The following is a 6,000-nucleotide window of genomic DNA, read 5'->3' on the forward strand; positions in this document are numbered from 1 at the left end:
TCCGCCCGTCCTCGGGCGGCCGGAGACACGAGAAGCTGGGGCGGCCGGAGGGCACTGGAGCTTGTGGCGTCCGGTGCCGGCTGATCCCGGTGGCCGGGCGCGGACCTGGACGGGCCGGGGCGAGACGGCCGGGAGGGGCACCGACGACCGGATGGCGCCCCGACCCGTACGGCGGGGCGCCACGTCCGGTACCCGGGACGGTCGGCGAACTTCACGCCGCCTTCCGGGTCCTCCGTACCGCGGCACCGCGTTCCGGAGGTCCGGTGCCGGTCAACGCGCCTGGCGATAGGCGCGGCCGGAGGCGTTGGGGGTGGTGCCGTCGTAGAGGCCGGTGGGACTGGTCCGGGTGGAGAGGGTGAACCATGCGTAGCGCTGCACGAAGTCGAGGCCGTTGAGCATGGTGGTGGAGGCCGTGACGAAGTCCGCCTGTTGTTTCGGGGTGGGGTAGCGAGGGGTGGGCTGGGAGTAGTCGGTGAGCGCGTACTCCGTGAGCCAGACCGGCTTGTGGTAGCGGTTGTGGACGGCTTCGAGGTAGTCGCGGAGCTCGTTCGTGGCGTTGGGACCGAAGTCACCGCCGAACCAGTGCACGGGAATGAAGTCGACGCGCAGGTGGTGCTGGGAGGCCGCTTTCATGAAGCGGTCGAGCCAGCCGCCGGGCGTTGCGGCGCCGGAGGCGACTTGGGGAGCGCTGAGGGGCAGGCCGGTCTTCTCGAGCTGCGGCCAGAGACGGACGGCTTGTTGGACGGTCATGTCGGACTGCGTGGCGAGGTCGGGTTCCTGGAAGGTGAGCAGTTGGCTGCCGTACTTGGCCGCGTCGCTCAGCTGGTTGGGCGTGACGGAGCCGGGGCCCCAGATCATGGGGACGTATGCGATGCCTTTGGGCGGGGTGACGGAGCCGGGAGCGGACGTCCAGTTGTAGTACCAGCTCACATCGGACTCCGCGAGTGCCTTCGAGGCGCCCGGCGCGGGGTTGAGACCGACACCCTCCTTGACGACCCGTTTCCCAGGGTGCTGGTGAGTGGGGGAGGGGGCCGGCTTGAGAGGAGGGAGAGGATGGGCCGGCTGTACGGGATGGACGGGGTGCGGATCGGTGGGTGGTGTCACGGGGTGGCCGGCGCCGGCGAACTGCGCACAGAGCCGCGCGAAGGCCCAGGAGTTCTGCGGCACACTGCTGCAGGTGCCGGAGGTGGCGCCGTTGTTGTCGGCCGGACTGCACTGGCGGTCGCGGTTGAGCGACCAGAAGGTGAAGCGGCTCATGCCGTGGGCGGTGGCGTAGTCCAGCACCGTTCGGAATGCCGCCTGCGGGAACATCTCCCCGCTGTCGCTGCGGCCGTTCATGCCGGAGAAGCCCTCGTGGGCGTAGGCGGTGGCCTCGTCCCAGCCGAACGTGGAGCGCAGGATGCCGTTGAACGCAGTGAGTGCCGCCGTCTGCGAGGAGGCGCCCTGAAAACCGCCGTCGAACGGCATGATCGAGAAGTCGTCCGGGGTGAAGCCGTCCGACTTGGCCTCGTTCAGCATCTGCTGCCCGAACCAGCCGGTACCCGCTGCCGTCCCGGCGGTGGTGACGGAGACGAAGACACCCGGGTTGTCCCGCTGGAGGATCTTGGCCGCACCGATCTCGTTGTGGACGGCCGAGGCGTTTTCGTACTCGGGCTCCTCCAGGTCGAAGTCGATCGCGTGCAGTCGGTAGGTGCTGATGACCTTCTGATAGGCGGCGGCGGTTGCTTCGGGGGTACCGCAGGCCTGGCCGAGCTTCGTGCCGTTGTAGCCGCCGGCGGAGACGGAGACGTCACCGCCCTTGGCGCGGATCGCGTCGATCACCCCCGAGACGGCGGTGTCGTTCGAGACGGGCGCGGTGCCGTCCCATGTCGGCGTGCAGCCTCCGCCGTTCGGAGCGAGGACGAAGGCCAGCTGGAATGCCTTGAGCCCCGTGGCGTCCATGATGGCGGTCGCGCTGGGTGCGTCGTTGTCGAGTGGCATCAGATAGGGGGCCGCGGCGTACCAGCGTTTCGACACGTGGCTCGTCGCGGACGCCAGACCGGCGTTGTGGGCGGCGTCGAGCTGTGTGGTGTGTGCGTGGTAGGTGAGGCCCGCGACGGCCAGCGACGCCGCGGCCAGGCCGCAGAGAAGTGTACGCAGACGTTTCATGTCCAGTTTTCTCCTGGGTTCGGCGGAGAGAGCATCCCGTTCCGGTGGCTCACATCGAGCATTACGGGGCCGCCAGGAGAACGGTTCTGCTCGTGAGCCGAGTGCGTGGCGCTCGTGCCATGGACGGGCCCCGGACGCGTCGTCGGGCAGGGCCCCGGTGCCGAGGCGCCACGTTTCCGCCGGGACCGTGCCGCCTTCTTCGCCGCACGGGCGGTGTGCGAGCGTCCCCGCGCCTCGGCACTGCCTCGTCACGCTTCGGCACCGCGTCGAGGCGAGTGAGGCCGATACGGCAGGATCACGGCAGCCCGGGCTGCCTGCGGCCGTGACACCGCGCCGACTGCGTCCAAGGGCCCCGGGGCGAGACCTCCGGAGGGCGCGACCGGGACCGCTGCACTCCCCGGTTCCCGGGTGCCGTCAGTGCCGGACACGGCCTGGCGGCCGGCGTCGGTGGTCACCGCTGCGGCGTGGGCGACGGCTCTGGAGCGGGACGGCCGCCCCGAAGCGCGGTCAGGGAATCCGGGGTGTGCTCCAGTGCTGTGTGTAGAGACCGTTACAGTCGTAGATCTGCACGCGCGTGCCGATGTCCGTGGCGGCCGCGGGGTCGTCCAGACACCGTCGCGAGCGCGGGTTCTGCAGGGATCCGTCGGGTGTCGGTGCCCATCGCTCGCCGTCGGTTCCCGCGCATGTGGAGAGCTGGAGCTTGGAATTGTTCTCCAGACCCGCGCCGACGACATCCAGGCACTTGCCGAGCGCCCGCACCGTATGGTCCGCCCTCATTGTCCACTGCAGCCGCTCCGAGTGACTGCAGTGAAGCAGCTCCACAGCGGTTCCGGCGGGCGCCTGGTCACCGGTGCCGACTGCCCCGAGGCACATGTGGACGTTTCCGGGTCCCGTGATCTTGCCCGTGCTCTCCCGACTCCCCGGACGTGGGGCGGGCTGCTTCTGTGCCGGGGAGCCGGGGCGGCGGGCGGCGGACGTAGCAGGTGCCCCCGAGTCCGTTCCCGCCGGTAAAATGTGTCCGAGGGCTTGCGGGGACCCCGACATGAGCGGTTGCTCGTCGCTCGACTCGCTCGACACCGGAGTGCTGTGGCTCCCGTCGGACCGGAGTACCCCTGCGCTCACCGCCCCGCCGGCGAGCAGCGCGAACGCCGCCACGATCGCCGCTACCCGGACGACCGTCCGGGACTGTTCGCCGGACCCGCGCCCCGTCAGGGCGAGGACTTCGTCGTGCTGCTCGCCTACTCCGCCTTCACTGCCCACGGCTGGCTCCTTGCGTCAGCGCGGTACCCGATCGCGTCCATGACCACGACAGTGAGGACCGCACGCGTCGTGGACGCAGCAGCTTGAGCGTCCACGCGGGCCTCCTGAGCCGTGAGTTGCTCCTCGGCCGGCGGGGAGCGTCAAGTCTCGATCAGCCTACCGAGGAGCGTGGCCGGCGGTGTTCCGGTCCCCCGGTTCCGAGACCCGAGTGCGTGACTTCGCAGCGCGCCGCCGGGAAGGACCGGCGCCGGTCGGCCCGGCGGACGGGAGGCGCCCGACGGCACCGACGAGCACCCTGCGTGGACGCCCCGGCCGGGTGCCGGGGCGCGTGCCGGGTGCCGTCAGGGGAAGCCTCCTGGGGGGCGAGGGCCTCAGCTGTGCAGGCGAGACGTCGTCCGGCAGCTCGCAGTGCCGTGACAGTGCTCCAGCGCCACGAGTGTGGCGTGCAGGGAGGCTCGGCGGGACGAAGACATCGAGGCCGCCAGGTTCTTCAGTTCGCCCGGATCGGCCGAGGTGTCGTAGTACTCCCGTTCCCCATCCGCGTACTCGACGTACAGGGCGTCCGCCGTCCGCAGGGCCTCGTAGCTGGGCGGGTTGCCCGCGTCGTCCGGGGCCGCGTCGGGATCACCCTTCTTGGAAGCGGGGTGATGGTGCTCGACGAGCACGGCCTGCCGCCAGTCGTCGGGCTGCTTCCCACCGTGCAGGAGACCCACCAGGCTGCGCCCGTCCACGGTGGACGGCGGCTGTGCGCCCGCCAGGTCCTGGAAGGTCGGGTTGAGGTCGACGTTCTCGGCGGGGGCCGTGACGCGCTTTCCTGCGGGGATCCCGGGGCCCACGGCGATCAGGGGGACCTTGATGTCCGTGTCGTAGGGAGTCTGCTTGCCCGCACGCAGCCGGTGCTCGCCCAGGTGGAAGCCGTTGTCCGAGCTGAAGACGATGTCGGTGTTGTCGGCGAGTCCCTTGGCCTTCAACTCGTCCTGCAGGTGGCCGATCATGGCATCGACAGCCTGAACGGAGCGCACACGTTTCGCGAACTTGCGGTTGATCTGCTGGTCGTCCTTCGCGGTCAAGGGCGTGATCTTCTTCTGCCATGCGGGTGTCGGTACGCTGGGGCGGTCGTATGCCCCGGTCCGCGGCGCCTTGAGGTCCGTGAACCGGTGGGCGTCGCGTGGAGCGGGGGTGGAGGGCGCGTGGGGCGCGAAGGTCGCCAGTTCCAGCATGAAGGGCTTCTTCGCCCGTGCCGAGGAGTCGACGAACGATGCCGCTTTCCCTGACAGGACGTCGGTGAGGTAGTCCTTCGGGCTGTGCCCGTAGTGCACGACCTTGCCGTTCTCGTTGAGGTTGTAGTTGAACTCGGGGTAGCCGTTGCCTGCGGCGTCCCATTCGTTCCAGCCCGGCGGGACGTACGGGCGCGATGTGCCGTTCTTGTCCGCGGGTTGGTAGCCGTTGAGGTACTTCCCCATGAACCCGGTGCGGTACCCGGCCTTCTGCAGGGCCGGGGCGAAGCACTTCTCCTCGTCGCCGTTCTTCATGAAGGCGCCGTACCCGCCGTCGTGCCCGGTGTTGGTGAAGACGCCCGTGTCGTGCGGGTATTCGCCAGTGAGAATGGACGAGCGCGACGGGCAGCACAGAGAGTCGGTCACGTAGTAGTCGGAGAACGTCGTGCCCGCCTTCTCCATCTGCTTGACGTGCGGCATGTACGAGATCAGGTTCCAGGAGAGGTCGTCGGTCAGCACGAAGATGATGTTGGGTTTGCCGGAGGCTGCCGGATGCGACGGCCCGGGCCCGGAGGGCGAAGGGGAAGGGGATGCGGACGAGGACGCGGACGAGGGCGTCGAGCCCGCGTGGTCCCCGGCTGCCGCTGTGCACGACGTGAGCGCGGCCGCCGCGAGGAAGACGGAGACGAGAGCCAGGGGCCCCCGGAGATGACTGGTGCCGGGCATGAAGGTGCCTCCACGTAAGACGTCGACCGGTGCGTCCTGCACGGGTCGGGGGAGCCGCGTTCACCGGCGTGGCGACCGGTGACTGGACGATGCCGCTTCCCCGTCCACGATCGAGGCAGGGGGAGCATCGGCGGGAGACGCGGCCGCCGACCCTTCGACGGATGGGGCCGGCATACGGTTCGCCACTTTCCGCGGAGTCGGGAGGGAGCGGTCGCAGGCGGCCCTCCCACGACGGCGGGCCCCCCGGCACGGTCGTCCGCAGCACACGGACGCCCGGTGGACCAGGACGCGATCCTGGGGGCGGCGCGGCGCGGCGCGTGCGGACCGGGGATCGCGCGGCCTCCGCGATCACGGTGGAAGCCGGCGTCGCGCGCCACCACGGTGCACCGGCGCAACGCCACGCGCGAGGCGATCCTCCCCACGCCGCGGTGTCGGTGACCGAAGACTTCGCCGTAGCGGTCGCGGCAGCATCTCCTGACGCCGCGCTCGCGACGTTCGCCGTGGACACCCTGTTCCACGGCGCGGGTACACCCTCTCCTCAGCGTTCGCGAGACGTCGCGGGCGGTCAGGCCCGGCGGGGGCGTGCGCTCGCGCGCTTCCCGCGGCCCGCGTCAGCCGGGGCGGGCCGGCACGGCCGCGCGACCCTGCC

4 protein-coding genes and 1 pseudogene are annotated in these 6,000 nt (G+C 70.5%); 1 reads left to right on the top strand and 4 read right to left on the bottom strand.

The features are described 5' to 3' along the window. Positions 1-270: 270 nt before the first annotated feature. From L1885_RS00970 to L1885_RS00980, 3 genes and pseudogenes are all read right to left on the bottom strand, one after another. Complete coding sequence (locus L1885_RS00970) at positions 271-1,104, bottom strand: glycoside hydrolase family protein (protein WP_235794976.1); 834 nt, start codon at positions 1,102-1,104, stop codon at positions 271-273. Further along, positions 1,084-2,148: pseudogene (locus L1885_RS00975) on the bottom strand (glycoside hydrolase family 18 protein); the annotation flags it as partial. The pseudogene L1885_RS00975 and the gene L1885_RS00970, both read right to left, overlap by 21 nt. A 507-nt stretch (positions 2,149-2,655) precedes the next feature. After that, entirely contained in the window at positions 2,656-3,192 is a 537-nt protein-coding gene (locus L1885_RS00980) for a ricin-type beta-trefoil lectin domain protein (protein WP_268983448.1), read from the bottom strand. A 42-nt stretch (positions 3,193-3,234) separates the two neighbouring features. Between L1885_RS00980 and L1885_RS00985 the strand changes: the two genes are divergently transcribed. After that, entirely contained in the window at positions 3,235-3,495 is a 261-nt protein-coding gene (locus tag L1885_RS00985) for a hypothetical protein (protein WP_235794979.1), read from the top strand. Positions 3,496-3,779: 284 nt separating this feature from the next. On the opposite strand, the gene L1885_RS00990 is transcribed toward L1885_RS00985, so the two are convergent. Then, on the bottom strand, positions 3,780-5,351 hold the full coding sequence (locus L1885_RS00990; protein WP_235794973.1) for a sulfatase family protein: 1,572 nt from the start codon (positions 5,349-5,351) through the stop codon (positions 3,780-3,782). Positions 5,352-6,000 lie beyond the last annotated feature (649 nt).

Origin of the sequence: Streptomyces fuscigenes (assembly GCF_021556455.1) — a bacterium.
GTDB lineage: Bacteria > Actinomycetota > Actinomycetes > Streptomycetales > Streptomycetaceae > Streptomyces > Streptomyces fuscigenes.

What these genes read in the sequence shown, in the direction of transcription:
- L1885_RS00980 (WP_268983448.1), bottom strand. Translation starts at nt 3,192, where the DNA reads ATGTCGGGGTCCCCGCAAGCCCTCGGACACATTTTACCGGCGGGAACG.
- L1885_RS00990 (WP_235794973.1), bottom strand. Translation starts at nt 5,351, where the DNA reads ATGCCCGGCACCAGTCATCTCCGGGGGCCCCTGGCTCTCGTCTCCGTC.